Genomic DNA, 25,714 nt, shown 5'->3' on the forward strand with positions numbered 1-25,714 from the left:
TTCCAAAGATAGGAAAGTATCCAGATTGAAAGCTGTAATCAGGGGTGAAGTCCGCCATGGAAGATCCACCCCAGTACAATGTTTTAACCGTTTGTTGTTGCAGGATCAACATTCCAGCCCGAAAGTATGCCGCCATAGAAGAAGAACGTCACATAGAAACGTTGCTTGCTCGTATTATCTTCTACAAGATATTTTTTTGTCACATCGTATTCATCCACTTTCTTATATGCTGATAAAGCCACAGGGGCTGCTGATGGATTTTGAAGCTGTACCATTTCCTGTATTTTTTGGGTGATCAGCTTCATGATGCCTTCCTTCTTAAAAGGATCATTCTCTATTTTGCTGGCAGAAAGGCGGGGAAGGATTCCATTATTTTTGTCCTTTTTGATTTTTGCTGCTGTTGTATAGGCTTTAAAACGAGCTTTGATTGCTGGATCTTTTAAGCTATGTATTGTAAAAATGGAAATCCCTTGAGCACCGTTATTTAGGGCCTCGTCCATGTCGACAAACATTTCATCATTGTTTTTAGCCATCAGTCCGCAATATAAAGTGGTGTTATTTCCTTTATCCTTCACATTTTCCAATGTACAATCCTTAATAAAGCTCGGATCTTCGGTATAAAAGCTGCTATAGACCATGGGAAATACAATGTCCAGATTCCATTTCCCCCAGTCCTGACGGACCATACGTGAAGCCATTTTGGGCGTTGGGAAAGGAGAGGCTGCCATGATTTTTCCATTGGCATGAACCACATCTGCGATCATATTTGCCATTTCAGTGATCTGATCACAACGGAACTGTCGCCATTTTAGGTCCTTTGAAGGATCCTGCTGAGCATGAGGATCGTAACCGTACTGTTTTTTGAATTTTTCAACGGCAATAGGATGGTATCCATAATCCCATGCAGGATATTCACGATCCTGTACGATATTGTATTTTGGCCATAATGTCGTCGGCAACACCACATCAACGTAACGATGATAATCAATTGAAATACCAGAGAGCCCCTCAACCTCGCAATAGGATTGGATTTTCTGTTTGATATATTCCTTCACTCCGGGGACTACGGGCGATAAGAATTTATAATAATCAACATAAGCTGTTGTATCAGCCAGGCTCTTGCCATTTCTGTTGACACTGAACCATTCCGGATGTTCTTTTAAGATTTTATCGCGGTCATGTTCAAGGTTCATGGTCCACAGCCATGCAATGACCTGGATACCATATTTTTTGGCAATCGGAACAGCAACCCGATATTCGTCAGGGCTTGCCGCATTTAGCATAACACCATCAATGCCCAGGTAGTTCATTTCCCGGCATATAGAATCGAAATTTGTTGTTGGACTATAGTCAAGCCAAGTCCAGAACATAGCCTGTTTCTCCCGCTCCGCAGCATGGGAAGCAGGCATAAAGAAGCCATGGATACAAATTAGTAATAGGCAAAGAGCACCTTTTTTAATTAGCTGTTTTTTCATATCGTTATGATGTCTATAAATTGTTTAACATGAGACTTATGAAATGATCTGCTTCCGTGATACGCGACCGGAAAATTTCAATGAGCTGATGTTGATTTAGGGTTTTATCCACTTCAGTTGGTGAATTTACACAAAAACTGCAAGAATGCCGGATTCAATTTAAATACGCGAATCATATTCTTTCAATGAGCAGCTGTTTTCAAAAATAATAAGGACTTTCTTTTAGAGATGTTGTATACAACTTGATCTTGGCTGATTATCGGATGCGATCATATTGCTATTTTCCTGTTTTTTGTAGCTATTTATCCCTGAAATTGGGGATTTATCAAATTTTATGCTTTAGTAAGCAGGTTTTTATAGTAATTTTGAGCATTGAAAAAAAATCACTTAAGTTATTAAGATAGATATGAAGTGTAGTAGGTTGTTGATTTCATTGTTCACATGTACTGTGCTGTTATGTACTGTGTCGTGCAAGGAGTTCTCCAGTAAAGTATTGGGCAGTGGCATGGAAGATAGTAGTAGGGATACCTTAAAAGAAAGATTGACCCAGCAGGAAAAGAAACCTGTTTTATTGAACAGATGGGATTCCCTGCAAAAAAATCTGATTCATTTTACGGTAGATAGTTTAAATCCTATTCCTGTCAAGCAACAAAAGCGTAATCTTAAAGATTCTTTGCGTGCTGCATTTAATACACATCCTAAACATATCTATCTGACTTTCGATGATGGCCCTTTGATCGGAAGCGCAGCGATTGATTCCTTAGCCAGAGAAAAAAATGTCAAGGTGAGTGTTTTTTTAATCGGTAGGCATGCGAATATGAGCAAACGGAGAAAACGGGATCTGGAGAAATATGAATCCAATCCATTGGTTGCCTGCTACAATCATAGTTATACCCATGCGAGGAATCAGTATTCAAGATTTTATAATAATCCACAAGAAGCCTTTGCCGATTTTGAAAAAAATGAACAAGACCTTCAGCTGAAGCATAAGATTGTGCGACTTCCAGGAAGAAATATTTGGGTATATGATGATGTTCGGAAGATAGACCTGAAAAGTGGGGCTACTACAGCCGATTTATTGCACAATGCAGGATACAAGATCTTTGGCTGGGATGTAGAATGGCGTATCAATAGTGTAACCGGTATAGCCGGTCAAAGCCAGGAAGCAACGCTGACCCATATTCGCAATTTTATGAACAATAAAAGTTCCATGACACCCAATAACGTCGTTTTTTTAATGCACGATGATATGTTCCAGACCAAAAAGGGGCAGGAACAGTTATCAGCATTAATAGACGGACTTAAAAGAGAAGGCTATCAGTTCGAATTCATGCAGGACTATCCCGTTAAGTATTAATCCCGACGGTTATTAAGGATGGGGTCAACTAGCTCTAACTTACGCTATCCCAAATTCTTTAGGATATACAACCATCCCTTTCACATCTGTTAAGGAGCCGGGATGAAGCTCGATGGCCATACAGTTTTCATCAGGCACATCGAAAGGCATGTTTATTGCATATTTTGAGGCTGCCTGATAGCCAAATTTTGGGTAATAGGCTGCATGCCCCAATAGGATGACCGAGCCAAAACCGAGCTCTTTGGCAATCTGATGTGCTGTTACAATTAATTTCCCGCCAATACCCTGGTCCTGAAATTCAGGCAATACCGCGATAGGCGCCAGTGCCAGGGACTGATGTGCTTGATTGTCATCATCGACAATGTCGATTCTTGTCAGGAGGATATAGCCTACTAGTTGATGGTCTATTTCAGCAACAAGTGATAATTCTGGTATAAATGCTGCTGACTGCCGTAGCTTCTCAACCAGGTATTGCTCCTGATGATCCGTATGTTCGCTATTTTCAAAGGCCCTTTGTACGAGCTCAAAGACAGCCCTATGGTCAGCTGAAACTTCCTGTCTAATGTTTATGGTCATCATTGTTTTTTAAGGGTGCAACATATTTCTAGACTATATTTTCTATCCTGATTGACTACAATACAGAATATACAGCTATAAACATCATTATTTTTATAAAACAAACTATCCTATTAATTAAGGCGACGATCCAATAGGCTATTCAAGTGTGATTACAAAAGAATATTGGATTTGACCCTGCCTGATGATGGACAGCCGAGATCAAGTAAAGGTATTGTTTTTTTCGCTGAAATACTATCCAATACTATTCTGTGCAAGCTTTTGTAAATTAGTGTTAAAATAACACTTGCATTGTATATTTATTTTTGTATTTTCATACAACGAAATTCAATTATAAACCAGTTGCGGACAAGAACCTAAACCGATTCATCTTGACGTAACAGAAAGATAACTAATAAACATACAATTTAAACCAATAAACAGTTTTTATGATTAATTGCCATTATTTTTCAAATCAATGGAAGAAGGCATTTTGGACTGGATCGTTGTGCTCATTAGTAGCCTTGACTCCGCATGCCAGTGATGCCGCGACCTTTGCAAGTTATGGAACACTCTTTCAACAAGAAATCAGTGTTACCGGTACCGTACGTGACGAGTCAGGAATGCCAGTTTCTGGCGTAACAGTTTCGGTTAATGGAACCAATTTAGCGACCAAGACGGACAATGAAGGACATTACACATTGGATAAAGTTCCTTCCAATGGTACCATCAATTTCCGTATGGTAGGAAAGCAGGCTATGGACGAGATCGTCAACGGCAGACGGGCTATTAACGTTACCTTGCTGGCCTCACAATCCAGCCTCGATGAGGTGGTTGTGGTGGGATACGGTCAACAACGGAAGGAAACGGTGACAGGTTCCGTGGCGACAGTAAAAGGCAGTGACCTGGCTAAGTCGCCTGCACTGAATGTTTCCAATGCACTGACAGGAAGGGTTCCTGGTGTAACAGCCACCAATGGAAGTGCCGAGCCGGGTTATGATGGATCAAACATCAAAATCCGTGGTACAAACACCCTGGGCAATAGCAGCCCTTTGGTTGTTATTGATGGTGTCCCTGCCCGTGAAGGCGGGATTGAGCGCCTTAACCCCCGGGATATTGAAAATATCTCCGTCCTTAAAGATGCATCTGCAGCTATTTATGGAGCCAGAGCGGCGAATGGTGTTATTCTGGTGACCACAAAAAGAGGGAAAACAGGGAAGCCTCAATTTTCTTATACCTTTAATCAAGGTTATTCCCAGCCCACCGTTATTCCTAAATTAACAAATGCCTCACAGTTTGCAGAAATCCGGAATGAGCTTGAGATCTATAACCTTCCGGTGGAAGAATGGTCTGCAGCCTATACGGCAATAAATAATACAGGTACCTATAACAAAAAAGATGGCGGTGTGCTGGATGCACCATTTAAGCCTGAAGATTTTCAAAAATTCAATGATGGATCAGATCCTTGGGGGCATCCCAATACAGATTGGTACAAATCTACACTGAAGGACTGGTCTCCGCAGCAACGCCATAATCTGCAGATTAACGGTGGTACCGAGGATGTGAAGTATCTGATGTCACTGGGCTATCAAAATCAGGATGCCTATTATAAAAACTCGGCGACAGGCTATAAGCAATATGACCTGCGGATCAATCTTGATGCTAACATCAGTAAATATATCAAGACCCAGTTTGGCGTTTTGGGGCGGCAGGAAAACCGTAGTTTTCCAACAAAGAGTGCAGGTACGATCTTTCGGATGTTAATGCGTGGAAACCCAACCCAACCCGCCATCTGGCCAAATGGAATGCCTGGTCCAGATATTGAGAATGGTGAAAATCCTGTCGTTATCACAACCAATGCCACTGGATACGATCGGGACAAACGTTATTACTTTCAGACCAATGGACAGGTGGACATCACCAACCCATGGGTGGAAGGGCTTAAGCTGACGCTGAATGCCTCCGTGGACAAATATGTGAAGAATCAAAAAACATGGGTTACCCCTTGGACGCTGTACTCGTGGCAAGGGGCGTATGAATCCGATGGAAAGACTCCATTGCTGGAACCCGGAAGGCGTGGTCCGGCCGATCCTAACCTCAATCAAAGCAATGAAGACCAGTTGAATATTTTATTGGGCGGTATATTGAGTTTTGAACGCAAATTTGGAGACCATCAGGTCAATGCCATTGCCGGTGTAAACCGGGAGACCATAGACAATGATTTGTTCAGTGCTTATCGGCGTTACTTCCTGTCCAATAGCATCGATTATCTGTTTGCAGGTGGGGAGCAGGAGAAGAATAATGACGGAACAGCATGGAAAAGGGCACGCCTGAATTATTTTGGACGTTTTGGTTACAATTACAAAAGCAAATATATTGCTGAGTTCTTGTGGCGCTACGATGGTTCTTACATGTTTCCAGAAAGTAAACGGTTTGGATTTTTCCCGGGCGCAATGGCAGGCTGGGTAGTCTCCGAAGAGAATTTCTGGAAAGAAAATGTGCCTGTGGTGAACTACTTCAAGATCAGGGCTTCTTATGGGCAGATGGGTAATGACAATATTTATTACGACGATAAACTACAAGAATATCAATATTTCTCCACCTACTCATTTGGAAGCTATATTATCAATGACAAGCTGGCCAAAACCTTGTTCGAAAGTAGGGTACCAAACGAAATGATCACCTGGGAGGTGGCTAACAACTACAACTTGGGATTTGATTTTCAATTTTTTCAAGGGAAAATGAATTTTGAATTTGATCTCTTCAAAAACCGGAGAAATTCGATCTTATGGCGAAAAAATGCTTCCATTCCGCAAAGTACTGGGATGACTTTGCCAGCTGAAAATATTGGTAAGGTGGACAATAAAGGTTGGGAATTCAACCTCGGCTATAGGAATAAGATCGGAGAACTTGGCTACAACGTGAGTGTCAATGGTGGATATGCCAAAAATAAGATCATCTTTTGGGATGAGGCACCTGGTGCACCAGCTTGGCAGCAGAGTACAGGCAAACCCATTAAAACAGATATATACTATATCTATGATGGCGTTTTTCGGGACGGGGAAGACATCGCCAACAATAAGCTAGACTATAGTGCGATCACCAAAACATTACGCCCTGGAGACATGAAATACAAAGATTATGATGGGGACGGAAAAATTACTCCGGACGACCGGGTAAGGAGAGACAAAAATAGCGACCCCACATTTCAGGGTGGTTTCAACCTAGGCTTGACCTATAAGGATTTTGATCTATCGATCTTATTCCAAGGAGCGACTGGTGGCGAGATACGTGTCGGTACGGACGAGTCCGGGTCTATCGGTAATTTCCTGGAAGAGTTCTACGATAACCGTTGGAGCATCAGCAATCCGAGCAGTGTCTATCCACGTTTGACAGACCGTAGCAACCAATATTATTCCTATAATAATACCTACTGGATGCGGAGTACAGATTACCTGCGCTTAAAAAATGTGGAAATAGGGTACAACCTTTCTCCCGAGATCTGCAGTAAAATTGGAATAGGAGCATTAAGGGTATATGCCAATGGGATGAACCTGATCACCTGGAGCAAGATCAAGATGTATGATCCGGAAGCCGTGAATGCATTGGGACAATATTATCCACAGGCCAGACTGCTCAATGCCGGTGTGCTATTGTCCTTTTAAATGATAGAGATAAAGTGAAAAAATAAATGCGATAAGAAATGAAAAAAATTGTAAATATATCCTTATTAATGCTTGTATTATCAGCCTCGTTGCAATCCTGCAATGATGATTTTGTTAATACAAAGCCGCTGAGTGAAATACCAGAGGAAACGGTATGGTCCGATGCCGGACTCTCGGAAGCTTTTGTTTTAGAAATATATAATGGCTTTGGTGTTGGCGGGTTTTATGAGCAAGAAATGGCCTCGATGACCGACGAAGCAATATTTACGCATCCCAATCGAGGAATCAACACGGTAACCGAATCACGGTCCAACCCGGCAGACCAGGGGTACATCATGGACACCTACGAGTACGGCCGCATGTATACGCGGATCCGGGCAACCAATATTGCCATTAAAAATTTAAGCTCGCCGAAATTTGACCAGGCAAAGGCTGCCAACCTATTGGGGGAAGCCTATTTTTTACGTGGGTATTATTATCAACAGCTTTTACGCTTTTACGGCGGCATACCTGTCGATAATAAAATATACAACCTGGGCGACAAAGACTATATGGTGCCAAGAAACAGCTATGAAGACTGTGTAAATGCAATTGTCAATGATCTTGACAGTGCAGCGTCACTGTTAAAAACGGCCCCAGTGGTTAAAGGACGCGCAAATGAGACGGCGGCATTGGCTTTAAAATCCCGGGTTTTGCTGTATGCTGCAAGTGATCTGCATGACATGAATAAAGCCGGAGCAAAATCAGCACTGCTGAAGAGCTATTCAAAACCAGAATACTTGATGTATACGAGTGGTAGTCAGGCTGAGCGTTGGAAAAAGGCGAAGGATGCCGCCAAAGCGGTATTGAGCCATGCTGAATTTTCCTATAAATTGGATCTTTCGGCCCCAGCATCTGCCAGTGACGGTACAGCCAATTATATGGCATTGTCCTTGGGTGGCGGAAGTAAAGTGGCCGATCCAGCGGCGGCCATGGACATGATTTTGGGCCGTTTCTTTATTGATGAAAAAGATGAACGTGGCGGATGGGTAGGCCGTGACAATGGCCCCAATGGTTATCATAACTGGGCCGGTAATACGCCGATTCAATTGTTGGTTGATGATTATGAAACCAAAGACGGCAAAAAATTCGATTGGTCCAACACTGCCATGGCAGCAAATCCTTATCAAGACCGTGATCCCAGATTGAAAGCAACCATACTATATGATGGTGCGGACTGGAAACCACGGACTGCCGATGTCAAGACCCGCGACCCGAACAACCAGATCCAAACAGGACAGTATGAGATCATAAACGCAGCAGGCAAGAAGGTCATTCACTTTGGACTCGACACCCGCAAAAGCCCCATTGAAGATTGGAATGGCTCCCGAACAGGCTATTATATCCGCAAGTTTACCGATCCAGATCCGGTCATGGAAGATCAGAATACCAGACAACGTATCCCATGGCCAATGTTGCGCTATACAGAAGCTGTACTCAACTATGTGGAAGCATGTATCGAGCTCGGGGAGGATACAGAAGCAAAAACATGGTTAAATAAAATCCGCTTTCGGGCAGGTATGCCTGCCATTACCGAAACAGGGGCAGCTCTTAAAAATCGGTATAGAAATGAACGTCGTATTGAATTGGCCTATGAGGAACATCGTTTCTTTGATGCTAGGCGTTGGATGATTGCTGCCGAAACTTTGGGACGGAAAGCAAACATTGTCAATATCACCGGTATATTGAAGGACAACAAGAAGGTCAGTCTTTACAAATATGATCCGACCAGCTATACGTACAAATATGTGGTCAGTAATATTGATCCGGGGATTGAAAACAGGAACTGGGATGATAAGATGTATTTCACCTCTTTGCATAGGGATGAGATCAACAGAAATACCGAGCTGATTCAGAATCCAGGATATTAATAGATGAAGAGACCTCCTTAACTAAATAAGGAGGTCTTCTTTTTTGGATTATTTCCTCTTTTGATTGATATTGGGTAGTAGTCCAGTAACTATCCCAATCAATGGAAGGTAAGCGCAGATGTTAAATACATGCTCGATAGAAGTACGGTCTGCAAGCCAGCCCAGTACAGCCGAACCGATTCCCCCCATACCAAAGGCAAGACCGAAAAAGAGACCGGCAATCATGCCCACCTTTCCAGGAATAAGCTCAGTTGCGTAGACCAATATCGCCGAAAATGCAGAGGAAATAATAAGGCCGATCAAAACGGCAAGAACAATGGTAGCCCCAAGACCTACATGTGGCAGAAGTAACGTGAATGGTGCAGCCCCCAGGATGGACACCCAGATGATGAGCTTACGCCCATAGCGGTCCCCAAGAGGACCACCCAAAATTGTTCCGGCCGCTACAGAAGCCAGAAATATAAAGAGATAAATCTGGGATTCCTGTACAGAAACCTGAAATTTGTCGATCAAATAAAAAGTAAAATAGCTGGTCATGGAAGCCATGTAGAAATATTTAGAAAAGATCAGCACCAATAAAATTGCCAGTGCAAATATAATCTTTGATTTCGACAAATTTGATTTTGAGCCGAGGGCAGGAGCTCCGCCCTGTGTTTTGGGGCTGAGGTGCATCTGGTACCAATTTCCTACATACGTTAGAATCAGTACAGCGACAATGGCCAATATCCCGAAAATTCCGATATATTGCTGTCCAAAGGGAATAACGATCAGTGCTACCAGAAGTGGGCCTATGGCTCCGCCGGCATTTCCCCCCACCTGAAAGATCGATTGGGCCAGACCCTTTTTGCCACCCGATGCGAGATGTGCTACGCGGGAGGCTTCAGGGTGAAAAATTGATGACCCCATTCCAATAAGACTCACCGATAATAAGATATACATAAAGTTCGAAGCAAAGGAAATGCAGATTAAACCTATCAGGGAAAAGAGCATGCCGATGGCCAAGGAACGCGGAGTGGGCTTCTTATCTGTATATAAGCCAACAAATGGCTGTAGAATAGATGCTGTCAGCTGAAAGACCAGCGTGATGATACCGATCTGGGTAAAATTAAGTGCATAATTTGATTTCAGCATGGGATATACTGCTGGTATGACCGACTGAATAAGATCATTGAGCAAGTGCGAAATACTAATGGCAAATAAGATGGGATAAGCGGTCTGGGAACTGTTCCAAGAGCCACTGGGGGTTAAAGACTGTGTTTTCATGAATGTTATACATCAGGTCATCTGATGTTTGTTTGCGTAATACTGATATATACTTGATACGGATCGTTAAGCGATGTTTAAAATTTATATATGCTGAATAATTCTATTGGCGATGTCAACGGACTTTTGGACATCTTTATCTTTAATGGCCAGCATCAGTTCCACATGCTGAGGCTGTGAGATCTGAAAGGGTGTGGTGTCTTTATAAATTGCCTGAAAGAATTTATTGACATGCACCGATAAGGTTGTATAGAGTGCTGTTAATATACTATTGCCACTGGACTGTGCAATGGCACTATGAAAAGCAATATCTGCTTCAATACAAGCCGCCAAATTACCATTTTCGGCATATTTAGCCCTGTTTTTAAGTGCTTGGCCCATATCCTTTAGTCCTTTGGCTGTCCGGTTTATGGCTGCTTTTTCGATGATACGCAATTCCAGTACATGCCGGACTTCGAAAATATCGTCAAATTTACCCTGTTCTATTTTTGCATCTAATGCATGGTGGCCAGTGGTACTTTTGACAAAAGTGCCCAAACCCTGTTGCACATTGAGGTAACCCGACTGACTCAGATACTTCACCGCTTCACGAATGGTTGATCTGCCCACGGCAAATTGTTTCATCAATTCAGGCTCTGTGGGGAGTTTGGCTCCCATAGGAAAATCACCCAGTTTGATTTTTTCCTCAATTGCCGCGGCGACTTCCTCTGCCAATGATCTCCGTACGATAGCTTCAGTTTTCATATAATCATATCATCTGATGTTTGCAAAGGTAACAGAATTTTTCATATAAATAAATGATGATGAAAAATCGTTGCAAATTTCTTTTGCCTATACTTTTCACTTTCTTTATCGTAAATTAAAGGCAGCATCCAGATCATGGAAAGAGATCGTGTCGGGAAGATGGGATGATCCTGTTTGTGCTGAATGTATTTGTAAAAACCTGTTGATGGATTGATTTTAAGGCAAATGGAAAGAATATAGCTTTGTTTATCACCAATTAAATAATAGATATGAAATCATGTAAGCTTGGCATGCTGATGCTGTTCAGCCTGGCTACCTTTTTGTCCTGTAAGGATACTTTAATCGAACAAGAAGTATTATCCACAACTGCTACGCGGGCCAGCGTGACAGCGGAAGCGAGCAGCCTTCCAACTCTTGTTATGGCAACCTATAATGTCCGGACGGATGTATCCGTCGATGCACCCGACCATACATGGACAGAACGGAAAACCATGATAGTAGACCTGATCAAAACCCATAAATTTGACATTTTTGGCGTTCAGGAAGCCAAGGACAATCAAATGACTGATCTGGAAAACCTGCTGCCCGATTTTAATACGGTAGGGGTTGGAAGAGAGGCAAATGGAACCGGTGAACATACGGCTATTTTTTATAATAAAAACAAGTTTAGCATTTTGTCGAGCGGCAATTTTTGGCTTTCCGAAACGCCAAATGTCGCTGGGAGTAAAGGTTGGGATGCCTCATACCCCCGTGTGTGTACCTGGGCAAAGATCAGGGACATAGCGTCCAATACTTCATTCTTTTATTTCAATACACACCTTGACCTGACCACCTTATCGAAGACAGAAAGCGTCAGTCTGCTGTTGTCAAAAATGAATGAAATAGCTGGTACAAACCCCGTGGTGTTATCCGCCGACTTTAATTTTAGCCAGACAACGACGCAGTATAATACCTTGCAGACATCCGGAATACTAAAGGATGCCTATACCTTAAATAAATATCCATATAATCCCAAGGGACACACCTCCAATGGATGGGATGTGAATAAAGTTTCAAGCAGCCGGATTGATCATATTTTTGTCTCGACACATTTTCAGGTCGATCAGATCAATATTATTACAGATCTCTACGATAACAAACTGCCTTCCGATCATTATCCCGTTCGCGTGCGTTTAAATCCTGCAAGCCAGCCCGATCAACCCGCCTCGGTTACCATTCCATATGGTAAGACCATCACGATCAAAGGAAATAACGGCAAGTTTGTATCCAGCAATAATGGCACTGCCAATATGATGTGCGACCGCAGTACTGCAGGGAGCTGGGAGCGTTTTGAAGTAATCAACGCTGGAACAGGCAAAGTCTACCTGAAAGCCATGGATAAGTATGCTTCTTCCGAATTTGGAAAAAAGCCTATGATCTGTAACAGGACAAGCGCCGGTAGCTGGGAGTCATTTGATTGGATACCCAATGCCGATGGGACATTTTCTCTCCGTGGGTCGAATGGAAGATACGTGTCCTCGGGAAACGGTACTTCAGATATGACCTGTGCATCTGTAGAGGTCAGGGGCTGGGAAAAATTCACTTATCAATAGCTTAAAGTTTAACTTAGGATGGCTATGACCAGCCAACCTAAGTTAAATTTCAATGGAAAAGCCACAATCGCTGTACATGTAACCCTACTGATGAACGAAAAAGTCAGCTAAATGTTAGATTTTAACAATTAAATTGTACACAATTTAATTGTCTTTATATTTGTATGCTGTTTATTCAGTCAAGCAAAGAATAATGGAAAAATTAAAACAGAGCAACATGTCATTAATACAAAATTTAGAATGGAGACACGCTGTTAAAGCATATGATCCTACGAAAAAAGTTTCAGAACAAGATCTAAACACCATTTTGGAAGCAGCTAGGTTAGCTCCAACATCGTCCGGTTTACAGCCATTTAGGCTGATTGTGGTGGAAAGCCAGGAGTTGAAAGAAAAAATGGTCGCTGGGGCGCTGAATCCTGAGGTCATGAGAGATTCTTCTCATGTATTGGTTTTTGCGGCCTGGGATAGCTATTCTGATGAAAAAATTGATAAAGTATATGATCATCATACCGATGTCCGGGAATTGCCGCGGGGTCGTTTTGGAAGTTATACTGACAAGATCAAGGCGATGTATGCTGCGCAGACAGTAGATGAACATTTTGCGCATACGGCAAGACAGACTTACATCGCGTTGGGCCTGGCACTGGCTCAGGCGGCCGAGCTCAAAATCGATAGCACACCAGCGGAAGGCTTCAGCAATGAGGTTGTCGATGAAGTGTTGGGATTGAAAGAATTAGGTTTAAAAAGTGTAAGTTTGCTATATCTGGGCTACAGAGACCAAGAAAAGGACTGGCTCGCTTCAATGAAGAAAGTACGTGTTCCAATGGAGGAATTCATTCTTAAAAAATAGCTGGCCATTAGGCATTTCATTCTTATGGGAAATTCAAAATCTTTGAAAATAGAAGACCAAATTTGTTTTCCACTATATGTGTTGGCAAAAGAGATTACGGGGCTTTACCGTCCTTTTTTGGATGAGCTGGATATTACTTATTCACAGTATCTGGTCATGATGATACTTTGGGAAAATGAAGGTCTTGCCGTGAATTGTATCGGTGAGAAACTATATCTTGACAGTGGGACGCTTACGCCCTTATTGAAAAGGTTGGAATCCAAAGGATTTATTCTTAGAAAGCGGAAAAAGGAAGATGAAAGAGTGGTTGAGGTATTTATGACTGAGTCGGGAAAAGCCTTACAGCAAAAGGCCGCCAAGATTCCTGAAAAAATTTACCGTAAAATTGATGCGACTCCTACTGAATGGACCGAACTTCAAGAAAGTGCCAAGAAAATATTGAGCAAAATAGAGAAATAGGCAAGGAAGCCCAACTTTCTATATTCATTAAACGAGAAAAGCCAATTAAAAGATTGGCTTTTCTCGTTTAATGAATAGTTTCACCATGTAGGGACTGAATATCCCCTTCAGATGATCATTTGTATATTTTTTCCAGACAATAGTTGTATTAGGCTGGCGAAATACCCCGTATCCTGCCAGCAGCATCTGAAGCGACTACCAGACCTGCACCCATCATAATAATGTCTTTTAAGACAAGTCTTCCCGCAGCTGAGAGCAGTGGAAATCCATGTTCCGCTCCCCCAAGATTGGGTACCCAGACTTCGGGTGTTGTGATAAGAAAAGAAAGGGTGACAAAGGACATGCCTGCGGTTAAGATCCCGCCCCACAGGCCGAGTTTAGGATAAAAGATGCCCATGAGCACCAATATTCCGATAGTGACAATTACTGCTCCCAAGAGGTACGAGAAAATATATGTCCCATTAGCTGCGTGCCATTGTACATTGTTGGCAATGACTTCTCCCTCTTTGTTTTTATGGAGTTTATAATTGTCCGTATCCGTAACGTCCTTATTCAGGAAAAAACTCATAAAAGGGGAGTTGGCCACAAAGGGAATAATCCCTTCAGCTTCATAATGGAACGCTTTCAATCCTCCGATCCAGGCCATAACAATGAAAATACCTATTCGTGTAAAATGAATTAACTTTTTTTGTGCGTGTATTAATAGATCAATCATAACTTTTTTTAACAAAGTTACATGGAAGACAACGGCTCAAGAATGGAAGATAATGGAAATCATTTGTACAAATCTGCCACAACAGAAATCCCCACCTCTTTACGGAACTGAGTTGGTGAAACGCCGGTATATTTTTTAAAATATTTGCTGAAGTGGAATTCATCAGTGAAGTTTAATTCTGCCGCGATTACCTTGATGGATTTCCGGGTGAGGTGAATCTGTTTTTTAGCTTCCAGTATGACCCTTTCCTGTATGATCTGTGAGGGAGTTTTGTTGAACCGGGATTTGATCTTTTTGCTTAGGGCATTGGGTGTTATATGAAGCAGACCTGCATAAAAAGAAAGATCCTTGTTGGACAGAAAATGCTTTTCCACCAGATGCTGAAATAATTTTAGCTCATCAAAATTATCCAGGATGAGTTCCTGGTCTGGCATAAGCCTATTTTTTTCTTTACTGCAAATCGCCAGGATAAGTTGTAGGTAAGACTGCAGAATAGCAAGCGAAAAATCTTCTTGTTCATTCAGCCTTCCGATCTTTGAAAAATAGTCCGAAACTTCATCAAAAATCTCGGCACGCAGTTCAAAGTGGGGAAAAAGATAAATGTTATTGAACAGTAACCCGTTACAGGCGACTTCATTTTTATGGAATTCAATGCAATAAAAGTCACCGTGAAAACGGAGAATTTCAATAGCCTGCAACACATCGCCTAGGATCTGTACATGCTGAAATGGAGATGAAAAGAATACCGTCTTCCCGTTGAAATCATATTCAACAAAATCCACCATGATCTTTCCGCGCCCCTGAATCAGGAGAATGTGATAAAACGGATCACTGAAGCTATTGTTGAATTTTTTAAGATCTAGCTTCTCCACAGATAGAAAGGTATTTTCCATGTCTAAATTTTAACTTCTCATATTCATTCTTTCCTCTTGCAGATCGAGTATGCGAAGATGTTTCCGAATGATTTCTTCGTCCAGCAGCAGCTCCTCCCGATTTTTATTGATCAGCCATTTCCGCTGCGTTTCGAGAATATCGATGTATATATTTCGATACTCAGCGTAGTTAATAATGATTTCAGAACTGGTCAATTGATTTTCATACTTTTGCAGTTGATCTTTCAAGGTTGGAAAACTGTCTATTTTGTCTGCATAATCACGACGAATTTTATCCACTGCGACCTGAGCTAGGTTGTTCTGAATTTCGTAATCGATTTCCTTTTCAGTACGCACAAAATCCCGGTCTGCCAGCCTGAATTTTCTGAGTAAAAAAGGAAGGGTAAGACCCTGAACAAGCAGTGTTAAGAGGATCACAACAAATGTGATAAAAAGAACAAGGTTTCTTTGCGGGAAAGGAGTTCCGTCAGCCAAAGTCAGGGGGATTGAAAGCGTTGCAGCCAGGGAGACGACACCTCTCATGCCGGTCCAACCAATGATCAATGGGGTTTTCCATCCAGGAGATTGTGCATCTGCAACCGTTATAAAGTTTCGCATGATCAGCGTGGTGATCACTGCAGCATAGCCTGCAAAGATGCGGACAAGAATCAGCACTGCTGTCACCGCTATACCATAACCGATTGCCGTGTAGATGTCCGTGTCACCCAAACCGGAAACAATTTCAGGCAGATCTAAACCGATCAGCATGAACACAATGCCGTTGAGTAAAAAGCAAAAGCTTTCCCAGACCGTTACCGTACGTATTCTGGATGCACTGCTCAAAAAATCATGGCTGCGATAAGATAGAAACAAGCCACCACATACGACTGCCAAAACCCCAGAGGCATGAAGCTGTTCAGCCACCAGATACATTGAGAAAGGTGCGATGAAGGTAAGCAATATATCTATATTTGAATCCGTTGGCAGCATCTTGTGCATTTTCAGGAATATATAGGCAAGGACAAGCCCGATGCCCACACCACCAATACACATCCATACAAAACTTCCTGCCGCTTCATACCATACAAATTGGCCCGTTGCAGCAGCAATCATCGCAAAGCGAAAAATAATCAATGAAGAAGCGTCATTCAATAAACTTTCACCTTCAAGGATGGAAGCCAGTCTCTTCGGTACTTTTATAAATTTTAAAATCGCTGCGGCACTCACTGCATCAGGAGGAGAGACAATGCCGCCCAATAAGAAACCGAGGGCCAAAGAAAAACCCGGGATAAAATAATTGGCAAAAATTGCTACGGAAAGCGCTGTGAAGAAGACAACTACGAAGGCAAAGCTGAAAATAATCCTTCGCCATCGCCAGAGTTCTTTCCACGAGGTTGACCAAGCGGCTTCATAGAGCAGCGGCGGTAGAAAAATGATGAATATTAATTCCGGTTCAATTTTTATAGGGGGTACCCCTGGGATAAAACTTATTACAAGTCCAGCCAGTACGAGTAAAACAGGGTATGCAACCTGAATTTTTTTGGCTAGCATAATGAGCATGGTGATAAGCAGAACCAAAAAAAGATAAAATTCAAAATGCGCTAACATATACAATTTTTAGGTACATAAATATATAGCAATTTTTTAAAAATATATAACACTGAAACTGCTAAAAGCAGACAGCCTACGAAAGGAAAAAAAATCAATTTCTATCTGGAGGGAACCATATTCCCTAAAAATTGTTTAATGGTATAAGCACTATAGATGAATGAAGATGGTTTCCAGGATAGAATCCCTTTATTTGAGCGGTCTGATCGGTATTAATGAACTGATTCAAAAATAAATGCGCAGATATAAAACCAAAATACAAACGAGTATGGAAAAGAATGAATTATATTTTCATGTAGATATGTTGAGAAAAACGTATGATGCTATCTTGGAGCAGGATGAAGCCTATTATACGAAGCAATTGAAGTTTTTCCGCTCCCTTATTGAAGAAGGACAGTTGAATGAATTTCCTGAAGAAATTATCACGAAGACAGTGACTATTTTTAACCAAATTGCAGGACTGGCTGATGGTCAAAACCTGACAATTTCAGATTCAGCATTCACCGAACTAGATGTAGAGTATAAAAAATTTGAACAAAGTAAATAAGTCCGCTATGCTGAACCAGTAGATTAAGCTGTCTTAGCAAACAGGAGTAGTGCGCTTCAGGCAGCTAACCAAATCACTAGTTTCTGAGGGACAGGAAAACTTGCCATAGGGCAAACCTTCACCTGGTGGAATATAGTAACTTTATCCTATCAAAATAAATTAATATGGAACCTAAAATGATCTGGGCCAATTTGGCGGTTGCCAATCTGGAACGTACACAGAAATTCTATGAAACCTTAGGTTTTAAATCCAATGGTCCTCACACGTCAAAGGAATTGGCCAGCTTCTTCTTTGGGGGGAATAATTTTGTGATTCATTTCTTCCTGAAAAATATCTTGGAGTCCAATGTGAAGCAAGTAAAGTTCGGTGATGCACAGCAAAATAATGAGATTATCTTCACGCTTTCCGCTGAGAGTAACGCGCAGGTAGATCAATGGGCTGAGGAGATCGAACCTGCCGGCGGAACACTTGTTTCAAAACCAGAATATTTTGGAAAAGATTATTATGGTTTTGTTTTTGCAGATCCTGATGGGCATAAGTTCAATGTTTTTAGGATGTAGCTTTGGTGTGTATTAGACTTTCTGGTTTAAAGTAAAGGATCAAAGCACCACTGGTAAAATATTTGACTTTGAATCGCTTAAGAGTTATCCTTCGCTGTATATCTTCAAATAGTGGGAGACCGGCAGCAGCAATTACAGGATGTATGCAAAGTTGAAGCTCATCAATCATGTCAAGCTGCATGAGCTGAATGATGAGGCTTCTACTACCAACCAGAATGCTCTTACCCTGTTCCTTCTTTAGTGCGCTGACAGTTTCGCTGATAGATTGATGGGAGAGACTGGCACTCGCCCAACCGGTACTTTGTAGCTGATGGGAAAAAACAATTTTAGGAATAACATCAATGGCCGCGGCAAAGTCATCCATCGATTTTTCACCACGCGGATTTTCCATAAAGGATTGCCAATATTGCATAAGCTGGTACGTTATTCTACCATACAGCACTACACCCGCCTCACGCAATAGCTCAGTATAATGCTCATGAATTTCTTTATCAGGCACTATTGCCGTATGATCACAAAACCCATCAATCGTCATGTTGATCGCTGCGATTACCTTTCTCATTTTATGCTGGTTTATAGTTATTTAAAGATAGTAATTTTTCTAATCTGAGGAGCTGATCCAGCAGCAGATAGCAGATACTGGGCAAATTTTTTTCAGAATTCTGTTGGATATATTAATTTTGGAGCTTGTCAATCCGTCCATAAAAAACTATGTCAATTAAGTTCAGCATCTTTTATACCTGTTTCCATATTGTATTTGCCATACTATCATTAGCTTACCGTAGCATTTTTATCATTTATGAGCTGGAGAAAGCGACTGTAGTGTTCCTTATTTTATTAGATATATTGGCGATTTCAGCAGCTTACAAAATACGGAGAAGTAAAATTGGGATTTTATTACTCCTCGTAAACGTGATCTGTATATTTTTTTATCTTTTTATGATCTATATTGCTTTCTTTTCTGGCGGGGATTGGGATCGATTGAAGTGATTCTTAAAGGTGGCTAACTTTATAGCTTTCTGAGGATAGCTATCATTTAACAATGAAGGTAAGCTATTCGTTCGAAGCCGGGATAATTCATTTCTTTCGAAACTGGCTTGGCGCTATGCCACATTCCTTTTTGAATGCGACAGAAAAAGAGGATGGCGCTGAATAACCAGTCTGGAAGGCAATCTCCTTAATTGATAGATCCGTTGTTTTTAACAGGGAAATAGCTTTCTGGATATGAACTTTTGTGGCGAACTGGAACAGGCCCATACCAGAGATTTCTTTAAACCCCTTTTTCAATTTGTATTCATTCACCCCGAATTTGATGGCCAATTGCTCAATGGTATAAAATTCACGGGTATTTTTAATGATAAAATCCTGAACTTCATGGAATATACCAGTGTCAGCCTCAGCTTGATGGTGCCCAATATCACATTGATTTTTTTCCAGTTCGATCCATTCAAATAACAACTGCAGGAGGAGCATGACCCGGCCTTTCATAAAGTATTGCCGTAGGATACCCTGTTTGCGGCAGGACGTCATTTCCCGGAGGACGTGAAGCATTTGTGGGCTAATGGGAATGCCCGCTTCCACCAGACGGACAAAGTTATTTTTGTCGACCTCCGCAGTAAATGAATTAACAAGGGGTGTTTCAGCGACAAACTGATGAAAATAGTCCGACTCCACGTAGATATCAAAATTACGGTAGGTAATATTTTTCTTGAAGAATATCATCACATCCGATTCTGAGGGTGTAAAATAGATATAGTTATGATGCGGCAGGTAAGTATTTTGTTTGTTGTTGATACTATCTTTGAGCACATGCTGATTCAGGAAAAAGGCAATTTGAATATAATTTTTCGCTGACGTTCTATATTTCATCGTAATATCCCGAGCATAGGTATAGGCATAATCTCTGATGATAAACTCGGGACTATCATAGATATAAGTGGTGGTAAAGCTGCCCAGATCAGTTGTCATATGATTTATCGTTTGCTCCTTTTCGTCCTGATCGTAAAAGCAAAGTACCTCATCTAACAGCTCCTGATTTGTTTTAATTGCTCCCATATTCTAATGTTTTTCTCCCGAATTCGAAACCCTATTGTCTAAATGTGCTCTAATTTTGTGGTGTAAATTTAATTATATTAATTCTAAATAAAGCATGTCTAAGAAAAGTATTCTCTGGAGCATCCTACTTTTACCAACGTTGGTAAAAGCACAGCACGGTCAGCCAGAAAAAGGGAAGAACAGCATACCATCGGTAGTTGATTCTACGCAAGTAGACAGCACCAAGTCTTATGTGCTATCGACCGCCAATGTAGTTGCCAATAGAACGACCATACCATCATCGACCTTACGCCTGGGTGAAAACCTTTTGGTTACACCCCAAAATATACAAGTTATCGACCAGCGCCTGCTGCATGATCAGATGATCTTGACGACGGCCGAGGGACTGTCAAGGAATGTGAGTGGAGTGCGCACGATCACGCACCAGGAGGAGGGGAGTGTAGGGATTGCTGTGCGCGGCTTTCAGGCCTCCAATTTACGCAATGGAATGGATGTAAGCGGTAGTTTTGGACCGTTGCGTGAGGACATAGCCTTCGTGGAGCGTGTCGAATTTGTGAAAGGCCCTGCAGGATTTATGATGGGCAATACACAGCCTGGTGGCTTTTATAATATTGTGACCAAAAAGCCAAGCGGAAATAATCGAAGGACTGCACAAATGACCTTAGGAAGCTACAATCTATTGCGTGCTGCGGTTGACATTGACCAGCGACTGAGCAATGATGGAAAGTTTTTGGGACGCTTTAATGTGATGGGAACCAAGAAGGGAAATTTTCAGCAAAATGTCAATCACGAACAGTTTGTCCTGAACCCATCATTTAAGTACAATGCCAGTGAAAATACCAATGTGATATTCGAATATATTCTCTCACAGAATAATTTTGAAGGTGGGTTTTCAAAATATGCATATGGCATAGACGGTTTTAAGGAAGTCAAAAAGAGCTTTTCATTTAACGATCCGATCATGGATCCCACCAAGTCCTGGGAGCATAATATCTATGGAACGATCAATCATAATTTTAACGAAGACTGGCTGTTGACAGCACAGTTTGGTTATGTTCGTTCCGAGATGGAAGGAGCCTCCATGTATGCCAATTACAATACGATCGCTCTGGCAGATGGACCAGGTGGTGTTAAAAAGGGAGATGTCACCCGTAATGTCAGTATTAATGATGCGTTGAATAGTTCGACTGTCGGACAGGTATTTACACGTGGAAAGTTCAAAACAGGAACAGTTAACCACAATATTCTGGCGGGATTAGACATGGGTAAGAAGTTCTATGTGGCCGATTGGTCTGTTGCTGGCAGCATTGTCGACCCAAGCAAGAAGCTGCCAGTCAACGCCACGGGGGAGGTGATCTTTAATATCTATAATCCCGTTTATGGCAATTTGACCAAGAATATGCTTCCTGAATACGATCGTTCCAAGTCATTGAGGGAACGGGGTGCAAATTATATAGCTGATTATGCGTACAGCTCCGTGCATATTCAGGATGAAGTCCGCTTTTTGCAGGACAAAATCAGGTTAGCTGCCGGCGTAAGGTATAGCGCCACCAAGAAAGTATCCATTGCCAATAATGGCAATGAAGTAAAGAATGAAGCATTTACACCACGCTTTAGTGTGACTGGTCTGCTGATGCCCACCTTTACTGTTTATGCCCTATATGACGAGACATTCCAGGAGCAGACCGGATTGTTGTTGGACGGTGGTAGTGCGGATCCATCTTACGGACGCAACAAAGAGGTCGGCCTAAAGAAAACCTGGTTTCAGAATAAACTAATGACCAACCTAACGGCTTATCATTTAACAAAAACAAATATGCTTACCGCTGCAGGTGTGGATAACCCAGGGAAATATGAGCAATCAGGTGAAGCAACGTCCAAAGGAATTGAATTGGATGTCAACGGCGTTATTGGTAAAAACTGGAATGTATTATTCAATTATGCCTATACCGATGCCAAGGTGACGAAAGATAAAGATCCTGCAAAAATAGGTGGCATGCTGTATGGTACGGCACGTCATATCAGCAATGCCTGGATCAAATATACCATTGCCGAGGGCAATTTAGAAGGCCTGGGATTTTCAGCAGGTTATGAATATCAGGCCAAGCGAGCCACCTGGCCCGTTGTCCAAGATCATAAATACCTCCCTGATGACCTGTTTTCCATAGATTTGGGGGCATCTTATCAAAAGAATAATTACCATATATCATTATTGGTCAATAATGTGACCAACCGGTATAATTACGTCGGATTTTATCCCGGAGCTTGGGGCTATACACACTATGGCTGGCGTGTAGTCAATCCACAAGGCTTTCGGTTGAACTTGGCCTACAAATTCTAATCCGCGCTGCCGCAGTGTGAAAAATTGCACGTGACCTATTTTTTGCCCAACTCTACCACAGTTGGGCTTTTTGATTTTTGAATGCTAAAGTATGCAGCACAGGACAAACTTCCTGTCTGATGCTCGACGGAAGCAGTGCTTTAACTTTAAGCTGCGGCTTGTCTTGGAGCCATTGGCGAAAGATACCAATCAATACAGTTTTTGATCCTGAAGACAATAGAAACATCGTCTATTGGTTTTTCCCAAATGCTTACGGATCAGTTTTTCCCCACATTTCGGGCAGGTAGATTTCGTATGCACCAGCCAATGTTTCTTCAACACATAATCCCTCTTCCAGTTTAAGAAGTCGAAACTATATTGACGGGCTTCGGCGATCAGTTCATCCACCTTTTTTGTTGGAAGATTTCCGATTAAACTTTCCGGATGGACAGCAATTCTGAATAGCACCTCATTTTTGATGATATTTCCAACTCCCGAAAAAATGTTCTGGTCCAACAATACATCACAGACCATTGCTAGGGGTAAGGACCTCAATTTCTTCTTCGCCTTTTTGGGATTCCAAGCCTCACTCATCACATCCGCTTCCCAGTCGATTTTCTCCAGAAAGCTTTTATCAACCAGCTTAGCGGAGCAAGTATAGAAAAAGAGGCTGCCAGCATCAAAATCAATCCTTAGCCGCAGGCTTTTTTCAGGTTTTGTCTGCTCATTCACACTGTAAGAACCAAACATGAGTAAATGAATGCGTATGGCTACTTTTTCAAACAGCAAGTACAATTGTTTACCAAAAGTTTTGATGTCAACTAATACTTCTTCAGGTAGCCAATCTTTATCAAATTTTGCATTCCCTGAAGCACTAGTCACCTGATGACATACAAAATTCATTAGGTTTTCTTTTAGCAGCAATATAGAAGGTCCTTCTGGCATATGTTGATCATTAGCTGATTATTAAAACTATATATGATTGAGCGGGTACGCCCGTCAGCAATCCTAAATGTCCCTTTCTTAAAGAATGAATCAAACAGGTAGGAATATTTGTTTTAAGAACAGTGCTTTGAGGATAAAGGTTTTGATAGATTATGCAGGCTTACCTGCAGTACAGATCTCTAATATCTATTATCTGACTAAAATATGTTGTATTATTAATTTTTCTGTTGTCAATACAATTGCCTATCATTTTCGGGGCTTGTGACAATAGTATAAATATTTTGATATCTTAGCATCACAACGTAGGTACAATGATTTTTCTTAAAAGACTACTAATATTGTTGTTGATCTTCTGCCCGAAGGTCATTGTCGCTCAAAATATACTTCAATCAAGTGATTCGATGGTTATTAGATCCGATTTCAAGAAATATTTCGATGCCTGTCAGGTAGAGGGTTCTTTGGCCATTTATGATCATGCGCAACAAACATAGATACTGTCAGATACTATTGGAACCAAGCAGACATGCTCAGATTCAAGTCAATAGAGCGTATTCAACTTGATTCTTTCCCAATTTTTTCCTAAATTGATAATTAGCTTTAGATTATCAACATATTTAATAATTAAAACTTAAGTTATATGGTTAATTGGAATTTAATAAGCGGAATAGAAGGAAAGTTGTCATCACAAGATATCAGAAGGAATATTTTATCTTACATCATCCAAAATTACCCTGCGAGTCTCGTCAAATTTATTGAAAAAGATCATAGCACATATAGAATAGATATTATGGACGGTGAGCGCCTTATTTTTGACTTCAAAGGTCAGTTTGTAACGGTATATAATTACCATATACCGCTTGATGAACGATAGAATCAAAAGCTGTGTTAGTTGGTATTTTTAAGGTAATATAACCATCGTCATTTGTCAGCTCTTTCAAGGTCGAACGCTTGACCACATCCCCAACATTATCCCAAGTAACGTACACCTTGTTGATAGGAAAAGCCACAACACCTTGATTTTTGACAGGAGTATAGCTATTGTAAGTTAGTAATCGAATGTCAAGGATAGCCCAAAAGTAGCAATTACCAGAAAATATTGGTTGTCATAGAATACGAATCCCGAATGAAAATATTTGCACAGACGATTTTTTAACGAAAAATAAAAAGAATTGATGTATAGGAATGATAATGTAAAGGTAAAGCCGTAAATTTGTGTATAATCAATATTAAATTTAAGAATATGATATTTTTAGGAATTGTCGTCTTTTTTGGACTAATTACATTATTTGCTTCTTTCTATACTGTAAAACAAGAATCTGCGGCTGTGGTAGAAAGGTTGGGTAAATTTTTAAAAGTAAGCCATGCCGGTTTGCATTTAAAAATTCCGTTTTTGGATCAGATCTCCAAACGTCTGAATCTTAGAATAAAGCAATTGGATGTCATCATTGATACCAAAACCTTGGATAATGTTTTTGTAAAGATGAAAGTTTCCGTTCAATATCAGGTGATCAGAGATAATGTAAAAGACGCTTATTACCGTCTGGAAAATCCTGAAAATCAGATTACATCTTATGTTTTTGATGTGGTACGTGCGGAAGTGCCCAAAACAAAATTGGATGATGTTTTCGTCAGAAAAGACGATATAGCCAATGCCGTGAAAAGTGAATTGCAGGACGCGATGCAAAGCTATGGTTACAATATTATCAAAGCTTTAGTGACCGATATTGATCCTGATGAACAGGTAAAACATGCCATGAATAGAATCAACGCTGCAGAGCGTGAAAAAACCGCCGCAGAATACGAATCTGAAGCCCAGAGAATACGAATTGTTGCCGTAGCAAAAGCCGAAGCAGAATCCAAAAAGCTGCAGGGGCAAGGGATTGCAGACCAACGGAGAGAGATTGCCAGGGGACTGGAAGAGTCTGTCAAAATGCTGAACGCCGCCAATATTAACGCTCAGGAAGCCTCTGCTCTAATTGTGGTTACGCAACATTATGACACATTGAATGCTGTTGGAGCCAATAGCAGAAGCAATCTGGTCCTGCTTCCCAATTCACCAACGGCTGCAAGCTCCATGCTGAATGACCTGGTTGTATCCATGGCAGCAACACAAAAAATTACTGAAGAGAATAAAACTCAGTTGCGTGAATTTCCCAAAAACGAAGGCCCACAGGAAGGATCTTAAATGACCTATTGTTCGGATTAGATCTGAAAATAACGTA

Annotated in this window: 22 protein-coding genes; 11 read left to right on the plus strand and 11 right to left on the minus strand. The window is 41.3% G+C overall.

Annotated features, from left to right (window positions below; all coding sequences use genetic code 11):
* Nucleotides 1–83 precede the first annotated feature (83 nt).
* The gene (locus HX021_RS03380) at nucleotides 84–1,475 is read right to left on the minus strand and encodes a glycoside hydrolase family protein (RefSeq protein ID WP_286588357.1); all 1,392 of its coding nucleotides are present in this window, start codon (nucleotides 1,473–1,475) and stop codon (nucleotides 84–86) included.
* Between the two features lie 505 nt (nucleotides 1,476–1,980).
* Between HX021_RS03380 and HX021_RS03385 the strand changes: the two genes are divergently transcribed.
* Nucleotides 1,981–2,832 (plus strand): polysaccharide deacetylase family protein, encoded by an 852-nt coding sequence (locus HX021_RS03385; RefSeq protein ID WP_286588359.1) that lies wholly within the window; start codon nucleotides 1,981–1,983, stop codon nucleotides 2,830–2,832.
* A gap of 39 nt (nucleotides 2,833–2,871) precedes the next feature.
* Here HX021_RS03385 and HX021_RS03390 read toward each other — a convergent pair whose 3' ends face one another.
* Nucleotides 2,872–3,411 carry a GNAT family N-acetyltransferase gene (locus HX021_RS03390; protein ID WP_286588360.1) on the minus strand — a complete coding sequence of 180 codons (540 nt, stop codon included), beginning with the start codon at nucleotides 3,409–3,411 and terminating at the stop codon, nucleotides 2,872–2,874.
* A 425-nt stretch (nucleotides 3,412–3,836) separates the two neighbouring features.
* On the opposite strand from HX021_RS03390, the gene HX021_RS03395 reads away from it, so the two are divergent.
* Together HX021_RS03395 and HX021_RS03400 are read left to right on the plus strand one after the other, a co-directional pair.
* Nucleotides 3,837–7,052 (plus strand): SusC/RagA family TonB-linked outer membrane protein, encoded by a 3,216-nt coding sequence (locus HX021_RS03395; RefSeq protein WP_286588362.1) that lies wholly within the window; start codon nucleotides 3,837–3,839, stop codon nucleotides 7,050–7,052.
* A gap of 38 nt (nucleotides 7,053–7,090) precedes the next feature.
* Nucleotides 7,091–8,962 (plus strand): RagB/SusD family nutrient uptake outer membrane protein, encoded by a 1,872-nt coding sequence (locus tag HX021_RS03400; protein WP_286588364.1) that lies wholly within the window; start codon nucleotides 7,091–7,093, stop codon nucleotides 8,960–8,962.
* 48 nt (nucleotides 8,963–9,010) lie between these two features.
* Here the strand turns inward: HX021_RS03400 and HX021_RS03405 are convergent, their stop codons facing one another.
* Nucleotides 9,011–10,225, minus strand: a complete 1,215-nt coding sequence (locus HX021_RS03405; RefSeq protein WP_286588366.1) for an MFS transporter — start codon at nucleotides 10,223–10,225, stop codon at nucleotides 9,011–9,013.
* A gap of 84 nt (nucleotides 10,226–10,309) precedes the next feature.
* Nucleotides 10,310–10,969 (minus strand): FadR/GntR family transcriptional regulator, encoded by a 660-nt coding sequence (locus HX021_RS03410; protein WP_286588367.1) that lies wholly within the window; start codon nucleotides 10,967–10,969, stop codon nucleotides 10,310–10,312.
* Nucleotides 10,970–11,238: 269 nt separating this feature from the next.
* On the opposite strand from HX021_RS03410, the gene HX021_RS03415 reads away from it, so the two are divergent.
* The 3 genes from HX021_RS03415 (at nucleotide 11,239) to HX021_RS03425 (ending at nucleotide 13,870) form a co-directional block, all read left to right on the plus strand.
* Nucleotides 11,239–12,561: an endonuclease/exonuclease/phosphatase family protein gene (locus HX021_RS03415; protein ID WP_286588368.1), complete on the plus strand. Its 1,323-nt coding sequence runs from the start codon at nucleotides 11,239–11,241 to the stop codon at nucleotides 12,559–12,561.
* Between the two features lie 217 nt (nucleotides 12,562–12,778).
* Nucleotides 12,779–13,411, plus strand: coding sequence for a nitroreductase family protein (locus tag HX021_RS03420; RefSeq protein WP_286588369.1), 633 nt, complete (start codon nucleotides 12,779–12,781; stop codon nucleotides 13,409–13,411).
* A 24-nt stretch (nucleotides 13,412–13,435) separates the two neighbouring features.
* On the plus strand, nucleotides 13,436–13,870 hold the full coding sequence (locus tag HX021_RS03425) for a MarR family winged helix-turn-helix transcriptional regulator (protein WP_286588370.1): 435 nt from the start codon (nucleotides 13,436–13,438) through the stop codon (nucleotides 13,868–13,870).
* A 148-nt stretch (nucleotides 13,871–14,018) separates the two neighbouring features.
* On the opposite strand, the gene HX021_RS03430 is transcribed toward HX021_RS03425, so the two are convergent.
* The 3 genes from HX021_RS03430 to HX021_RS03440 are packed head-to-tail and all read right to left on the minus strand — an operon-like array spanning nucleotide 14,019 to nucleotide 17,065.
* Nucleotides 14,019–14,585 carry a DUF417 family protein gene (locus HX021_RS03430; protein WP_286588371.1) on the minus strand — a complete coding sequence of 189 codons (567 nt, stop codon included), beginning with the start codon at nucleotides 14,583–14,585 and terminating at the stop codon, nucleotides 14,019–14,021.
* Nucleotides 14,586–14,644: 59 nt separating this feature from the next.
* The gene (locus HX021_RS03435) at nucleotides 14,645–15,478 is read right to left on the minus strand and encodes a helix-turn-helix domain-containing protein (protein WP_286588372.1); all 834 of its coding nucleotides are present in this window, start codon (nucleotides 15,476–15,478) and stop codon (nucleotides 14,645–14,647) included.
* Nucleotides 15,479–15,487: 9 nt separating this feature from the next.
* A complete protein-coding gene (locus HX021_RS03440) occupies nucleotides 15,488–17,065 on the minus strand; it encodes a Na+/H+ antiporter (protein ID WP_286588373.1) in 1,578 nt (525 codons plus the stop codon).
* Between the two features lie 268 nt (nucleotides 17,066–17,333).
* Here HX021_RS03440 and HX021_RS03445 point away from each other — a divergent pair, with 268 nt between their 5' ends.
* Both HX021_RS03445 and HX021_RS03450 read left to right on the plus strand, forming a co-directional pair.
* Nucleotides 17,334–17,612: a hypothetical protein gene (locus tag HX021_RS03445; RefSeq protein ID WP_286588375.1), complete on the plus strand. Its 279-nt coding sequence runs from the start codon at nucleotides 17,334–17,336 to the stop codon at nucleotides 17,610–17,612.
* Nucleotides 17,613–17,776: 164 nt separating this feature from the next.
* Nucleotides 17,777–18,172, plus strand: a complete 396-nt coding sequence (locus HX021_RS03450) for a VOC family protein (RefSeq protein ID WP_286588376.1) — start codon at nucleotides 17,777–17,779, stop codon at nucleotides 18,170–18,172.
* On the opposite strand, the gene HX021_RS03455 is transcribed toward HX021_RS03450, so the two are convergent.
* The gene (locus tag HX021_RS03455; RefSeq protein WP_286588377.1) at nucleotides 18,162–18,734 is read right to left on the minus strand and encodes a dihydrofolate reductase family protein; all 573 of its coding nucleotides are present in this window, start codon (nucleotides 18,732–18,734) and stop codon (nucleotides 18,162–18,164) included. The genes HX021_RS03450 and HX021_RS03455 overlap by 11 nt on opposite strands.
* Before the next feature lie 515 nt (nucleotides 18,735–19,249).
* Nucleotides 19,250–20,227, minus strand: a complete 978-nt coding sequence (locus HX021_RS03460; protein WP_286588378.1) for a helix-turn-helix domain-containing protein — start codon at nucleotides 20,225–20,227, stop codon at nucleotides 19,250–19,252.
* 94 nt (nucleotides 20,228–20,321) lie between these two features.
* Here HX021_RS03460 and HX021_RS03465 point away from each other — a divergent pair, with 94 nt between their 5' ends.
* Nucleotides 20,322–22,568, plus strand: a complete 2,247-nt coding sequence (locus tag HX021_RS03465; RefSeq protein ID WP_286588380.1) for a TonB-dependent siderophore receptor — start codon at nucleotides 20,322–20,324, stop codon at nucleotides 22,566–22,568.
* A 189-nt stretch (nucleotides 22,569–22,757) separates the two neighbouring features.
* Here the strand turns inward: HX021_RS03465 and HX021_RS03470 are convergent, their stop codons facing one another.
* On the minus strand, nucleotides 22,758–23,492 hold the full coding sequence (locus HX021_RS03470; RefSeq protein WP_353621008.1) for a DNA-formamidopyrimidine glycosylase family protein: 735 nt from the start codon (nucleotides 23,490–23,492) through the stop codon (nucleotides 22,758–22,760).
* A 637-nt stretch (nucleotides 23,493–24,129) separates the two neighbouring features.
* On the opposite strand from HX021_RS03470, the gene HX021_RS21660 reads away from it, so the two are divergent.
* Entirely contained in the window at nucleotides 24,130–24,363 is a 234-nt protein-coding gene (locus tag HX021_RS21660; RefSeq protein ID WP_353621009.1) for a PepSY-like domain-containing protein, read from the plus strand.
* Here HX021_RS21660 and HX021_RS03475 read toward each other — a convergent pair.
* Nucleotides 24,308–24,499, minus strand: coding sequence for a hypothetical protein (locus HX021_RS03475; RefSeq protein WP_286588383.1), 192 nt, complete (start codon nucleotides 24,497–24,499; stop codon nucleotides 24,308–24,310). The two genes, HX021_RS21660 and HX021_RS03475, sit on opposite strands and share 56 nt — an antisense overlap.
* A 233-nt stretch (nucleotides 24,500–24,732) precedes the next feature.
* Between HX021_RS03475 and HX021_RS03480 the strand changes: the two genes are divergently transcribed.
* Nucleotides 24,733–25,677, plus strand: a complete 945-nt coding sequence (locus HX021_RS03480; protein WP_286588385.1) for an SPFH domain-containing protein — start codon at nucleotides 24,733–24,735, stop codon at nucleotides 25,675–25,677.
* Nucleotides 25,678–25,714 lie beyond the last annotated feature (37 nt).

Origin of the sequence: Sphingobacterium sp. N143, assembly GCF_030325625.1 — a bacterium.
GTDB lineage: Bacteria > Bacteroidota > Bacteroidia > Sphingobacteriales > Sphingobacteriaceae > Sphingobacterium.

What these genes read in the sequence shown, in the direction of transcription:
- HX021_RS03380 (WP_286588357.1), bottom strand. Translation starts at nt 1,475, where the DNA reads ATGAAAAAACAGCTAATTAAAAAAGGTGCTCTTTGCCTATTACTAATT.
- HX021_RS03385 (WP_286588359.1), top strand. Translation starts at nt 1,981, where the DNA reads ATGGAAGATAGTAGTAGGGATACCTTAAAAGAAAGATTGACCCAGCAG.
- HX021_RS03390 (WP_286588360.1), bottom strand. Translation starts at nt 3,411, where the DNA reads ATGATGACCATAAACATTAGACAGGAAGTTTCAGCTGACCATAGGGCT.
- HX021_RS03395 (WP_286588362.1), top strand. Translation starts at nt 3,837, where the DNA reads ATGATTAATTGCCATTATTTTTCAAATCAATGGAAGAAGGCATTTTGG.
- HX021_RS03400 (WP_286588364.1), top strand. Translation starts at nt 7,091, where the DNA reads ATGAAAAAAATTGTAAATATATCCTTATTAATGCTTGTATTATCAGCC.
- HX021_RS03405 (WP_286588366.1), bottom strand. Translation starts at nt 10,225, where the DNA reads ATGAAAACACAGTCTTTAACCCCCAGTGGCTCTTGGAACAGTTCCCAG.
- HX021_RS03410 (WP_286588367.1), bottom strand. Translation starts at nt 10,969, where the DNA reads ATGAAAACTGAAGCTATCGTACGGAGATCATTGGCAGAGGAAGTCGCC.
- HX021_RS03415 (WP_286588368.1), top strand. Translation starts at nt 11,239, where the DNA reads ATGAAATCATGTAAGCTTGGCATGCTGATGCTGTTCAGCCTGGCTACC.
- HX021_RS03420 (WP_286588369.1), top strand. Translation starts at nt 12,779, where the DNA reads ATGTCATTAATACAAAATTTAGAATGGAGACACGCTGTTAAAGCATAT.
- HX021_RS03425 (WP_286588370.1), top strand. Translation starts at nt 13,436, where the DNA reads ATGGGAAATTCAAAATCTTTGAAAATAGAAGACCAAATTTGTTTTCCA.
- HX021_RS03430 (WP_286588371.1), bottom strand. Translation starts at nt 14,585, where the DNA reads ATGATTGATCTATTAATACACGCACAAAAAAAGTTAATTCATTTTACA.
- HX021_RS03435 (WP_286588372.1), bottom strand. Translation starts at nt 15,478, where the DNA reads ATGGAAAATACCTTTCTATCTGTGGAGAAGCTAGATCTTAAAAAATTC.
- HX021_RS03440 (WP_286588373.1), bottom strand. Translation starts at nt 17,065, where the DNA reads ATGTTAGCGCATTTTGAATTTTATCTTTTTTTGGTTCTGCTTATCACC.
- HX021_RS03445 (WP_286588375.1), top strand. Translation starts at nt 17,334, where the DNA reads ATGGAAAAGAATGAATTATATTTTCATGTAGATATGTTGAGAAAAACG.
- HX021_RS03450 (WP_286588376.1), top strand. Translation starts at nt 17,777, where the DNA reads ATGGAACCTAAAATGATCTGGGCCAATTTGGCGGTTGCCAATCTGGAA.
- HX021_RS03455 (WP_286588377.1), bottom strand. Translation starts at nt 18,734, where the DNA reads ATGAGAAAGGTAATCGCAGCGATCAACATGACGATTGATGGGTTTTGT.
- HX021_RS03460 (WP_286588378.1), bottom strand. Translation starts at nt 20,227, where the DNA reads ATGGGAGCAATTAAAACAAATCAGGAGCTGTTAGATGAGGTACTTTGC.
- HX021_RS03465 (WP_286588380.1), top strand. Translation starts at nt 20,322, where the DNA reads ATGTCTAAGAAAAGTATTCTCTGGAGCATCCTACTTTTACCAACGTTG.
- HX021_RS03470 (WP_353621008.1), bottom strand. Translation starts at nt 23,492, where the DNA reads ATGCCAGAAGGACCTTCTATATTGCTGCTAAAAGAAAACCTAATGAAT.
- HX021_RS21660 (WP_353621009.1), top strand. Translation starts at nt 24,130, where the DNA reads ATGGTTAATTGGAATTTAATAAGCGGAATAGAAGGAAAGTTGTCATCA.
- HX021_RS03480 (WP_286588385.1), top strand. Translation starts at nt 24,733, where the DNA reads ATGATATTTTTAGGAATTGTCGTCTTTTTTGGACTAATTACATTATTT.